At 38.2% G+C, this 3747-nt stretch carries 5 protein-coding genes; 2 read left to right on the plus strand and 3 right to left on the minus strand.

Going from position 1 to position 3747, the window contains the following annotated elements:
- Together DV63_RS15755 and DV63_RS15760 are read left to right on the plus strand one after the other, a co-directional pair.
- On the plus strand, window positions 1-477 hold a 477-nt coding region (locus DV63_RS15755; RefSeq protein WP_020982468.1), incomplete at its 5' end, for an NAD(P)/FAD-dependent oxidoreductase.
- A 206-nt stretch (window positions 478-683) separates the two neighbouring features.
- Entirely contained in the window at window positions 684-1505 is an 822-nt protein-coding gene (locus tag DV63_RS15760) for a glycosyltransferase family 25 protein (protein WP_001263345.1), read from the plus strand.
- A gap of 243 nt (window positions 1506-1748) precedes the next feature.
- On the opposite strand, the gene DV63_RS15765 is transcribed toward DV63_RS15760, so the two are convergent.
- The 3 genes from DV63_RS15765 to guaB all read right to left on the minus strand — a co-directional run.
- On the minus strand, window positions 1749-1997 hold the full coding sequence (locus DV63_RS15765; RefSeq protein WP_000790557.1) for an RNA-binding protein: 249 nt from the start codon (window positions 1995-1997) through the stop codon (window positions 1749-1751).
- Window positions 1998-2328: 331 nt separating this feature from the next.
- Window positions 2329-3009: a F0F1 ATP synthase subunit A gene (locus DV63_RS15770; protein ID WP_000401201.1), complete on the minus strand. Its 681-nt coding sequence runs from the start codon at window positions 3007-3009 to the stop codon at window positions 2329-2331.
- Window positions 3010-3130: 121 nt separating this feature from the next.
- Window positions 3131-3747: IMP dehydrogenase (gene guaB, locus DV63_RS15775; RefSeq protein WP_020982469.1), on the minus strand; the 617-nt coding region annotated here is incomplete at its 5' end.

Consider the following 3747-nt stretch of genomic DNA (forward strand, 5'->3'; position numbering starts at 1 on the left):
ACCGCCGTAGAAGAGGCGATTTATCTGGCCAACATTTGCAAAAAAGTCTATCTCATCCACAGAAGAGATGGTTTTAGGTGCGCACCTATCACTTTAGAGCATGCCAAAAACAATGATAAGATTGAGTTTTTAACCCCTTATGTGGTGGAAGAAATCAAGGGCGATGCTTCTGGCGTGTCTTCTTTAAGCATTAAAAACACAGCCACTAATAAAACAAGAGAATTAGTCGTGCCAGGGTTTTTTATTTTTGTGGGTTATGATGTGAATAACGCCGTGTTGAAACAAGAAGATAACTCCATGCTATGCAAATGCGATGAATACGGCTCTATTGTCGTGGATTTTTCCATGAAAACGAATGTTCAAGGCTTGTTTGCAGCAGGAGATATTCGCATTTTTGCCCCTAAGCAAGTGGTTTGCGCTGCAAGCGATGGCGCTACGGCAGCTTTAAGCGTGATTTCTTATTTAGAACACCATTAAATCAAGCTTATAACCCTAGATTTAGGGTTATGAGTTCTCGCTTCAACATTCATTGGATATTCAAAACTTTTTTGTAGCCGTGATGCGGTTTTGTCCGCATGGTGCTGGTTTTTAGTTGGATATTAATCATCAAATTTAAAAAAGTTTTATTGTAAAACAGAGCCTAAAAACGATATACTCTATTAAAAATTATGGGAGTTTAAGCTTTGCGTGTTTTTATCATTTCTTTAAATCAAAAAGTGTGCGATAAATTTGGTTTAGTTTTTAGAGACACCACAACTTTACTCCATAATATCAACGCCACCCACCACAAGGCGCAAATCTTTGATGCGATTTATTCTAAAACTTTTGAAGGCGGGTTGCACCCCTTAGTTAAAGAGCATTTACACCCTTATTTCATCACGCAAAACATCAAAGACATGGGGATTACAACCGATCCAATCAGTGGGGTTTCTAAGTTTTATTACGCTTTAAAATACCATGCGAAGTTTATGAACTTGGGGGAGCTTGGGTGCTATGCGAGCCATTATTCCTTGTGGGAAAAATGCGTAGAGTTAAATGAGCCCATTTGTATTTTAGAAGACGATATAACCTTAAAAGGGAATTTTAAAGAGGGATTGGATTTTTTAGAAAAACACATTCAAGAGCTAGGCTATGCGCGTTTGATGCATTTGTTGTATGATGCCAATGTAAAAAGTGAGCCATTAAACCACAAAAACCACGAAATACAAGAGCGTGTGGGTATCATTAAAGCTTATAGTCATGGGGTGGGGACGCAAGGCTATGTGATCACGCCCACGATTGCCAAAGTTTTTAAAAAATGCAGCCGAAAATGGGTTGTTCCTGTGGATACGATAATGGACGCTACTTTTATCCATGGCGTGAAAAATCTGGTGTTACAACCTTTTGTGATCGCTGATGATGAGCAAATCTCTACGATAGCGCGAAAAGAAGAACCTTATAGCCCCAAAATCGCTCTAATGAGAAAACTCCATTTCAAATACTTGAAATATTGGCAGTTTGTATGACTCATAATAAAATTGTAAAAAATACTAAAGAGCGTTTTAAAGCTTTAGTTGTCCCTATTTGATTAGAATAATTTAATTAAAATAAGATTGATTTTTAATCGCTTTTAAAAATGGATTACAATCTTTAAATGGATTTTAAAAGGGTTTTAACCCCTTTTAGCTTCTATGTGCAATCTAAATAAGACGCACTAAGAGAATAAAGCGCATTAGAAAATTATTTTCTAATTTTCTAATGCTTTAAGATTAAGACTTTTTAGGATTGGCTTCGGTTACTCTAATCGTTCTGCCCATAAAATCCGTATTATCCAATTTAGCAATCGCTTCGCTAACGCCCTCTTCTTGCATTTCTACAAAGCCAAAACCTTTAGGTTTCTTCGTTTCTCTGTCATAAATCAGTTTGACATTAAAAACTTTACCAAATTGACTGAAAAGCTCCTTGACTTGCTCACTGGTAGCGCTATAAACCAAATTCCCTACATAAATGTTTTTCAAGATAAAATTCTCCGGTAAAAAAATGACAACATACCCATAAGAATATGAAAAAGTTATAAAAAAGTAACACTTCTAAAACCCAAACACATCCAAAACAGAAGTATGGTGGATTTTATCTAATGATTGCTTAAAAAATTATAAAAGCTATTAAAATTGGGTATTGATAATAAAATAGAACTTACACAAGCAAGCGGTGACTTTAAAAAGCGTTATCAAAGGACAAGGGGAGCATGGTTTCAAAACCACCCCCTATCCTTTTAAAAGCTTGCCATCGGATTTTTTAAAATAAAGTTTTAAAAAACAACATTAAAGCCCAACAAAAATGTTTTATTTAATGCCCTTCATCGGTTAAAACAGCCCCTGCCAAATACACATAAGTGAGGATCATAAAAACAAAAGCTTGTAAAATCCCCATAAAAAACAAGACCATAAAGGGCGCTACAGGAACAGCCCAAGGCACTAATAAAAGCATGATGAGCAAGAACATGTCATCGCCCTTGATATTCCCAAACAAACGGAACGATAAAGACACGATCCTAGAAAAATGCGAGATGATCTCAATAGGGAACATGAAAGGGGCGAGCCACTTCACAGGGCCTGCAAAATGAGCGAAATACTTAAAAAAGCCCTGCACTCTAATGCCTTCAAAATGGTAATAAAAAAACACAATCAGCGCTAAAACCAGCGTAAAGCTCCAGCTAGCCGTAGGGGATTCAAAGCCAGGAATGATGCCTATCATGTTAGAAAAAAAGACATACAAAGCGATCGTGCCTGCTAGTGGGAAGTATTTGCGGGCTAATTCTTCGCCTATAATATCCTTAGCCACGCTCAAAATCGCGCTAATAATGCTCTCATACACATTCTGCAAACCCATAGGCACCATCTGCATTTTGTGCGACGCGCCAAGCGAAATTAAAAACATCAAAAGCGCTGTCAAAACAACAAAAAACCCGGTGATAAAATCATGATTGGAGCTAAAAAAATTAGCAATAGTAAATACTCTGTGTTCCATGAAAAAGTTTCTCTAAGCCTTATTGAAAATTTCCTTAATTGTAGCAATTAAGTTTTAAAAACTCATTAAATCAAGCTTTTTAACGAGTTTTTTAACGATTTGTCTTGTTTTCTTTTAAAATTCACCCATAATAATTAGGGGCTTCTTTAGTAATATCCACGCCATGCACATGGCTTTCTTTTAACCCTGCGCTAGTGATTTCTACAAATTCAGCGTTTTGATACAATTCCAAAATATTTTTCGCCCCCTGATACCCCATAGAAGAGCGCACGCCCCCTACTAACTGGAAAATCATATCCGAAACCTTACCACGATAAGGCACACGCCCCTCAATGCCTTCTGGGACTAACTTTTCACTCGCCACGCCCTCTTGAAAATACCTGTCAGAACTCCCTTTTGTCATAGCCCCAATGCTGCCCATGCCCCTATAGCTTTTATATTGCCTCCCTTGATAGATCATAAAATCCCCTGGAGATTCTTCTGTGCCAGCGAGTAAAGAGCCTATCATCACGCTTGATGCCCCCAAAGCTAAAGCCTTAGCCACATCGCCTGAATAGCGGATCCCTCCATCTGCAATCACAGGAATATCAAATTTAGACGCCACTCCTACGCAATTATCAATCGCGCTCACTTGAGGCATTCCTACCCCAGCCACAATCCTAGTGGTGCAAATGCTTCCTGGCCCAATACCCACTTTAACAGCGTCCGCTCCCGCGCTAATCAAATCGCTTGTGGCTT

The organism is Helicobacter pylori FD535, assembly GCF_000296015.2.
Taxonomy (GTDB): domain Bacteria; phylum Campylobacterota; class Campylobacteria; order Campylobacterales; family Helicobacteraceae; genus Helicobacter; species Helicobacter pylori_CT.

Coding starts and splice junctions, on each gene's coding strand:
- DV63_RS15770 (WP_000401201.1), bottom strand. CDS start 3,009: ATGGAACACAGAGTATTTACTATTGCTAATTTTTTTAGCTCCAATCAT.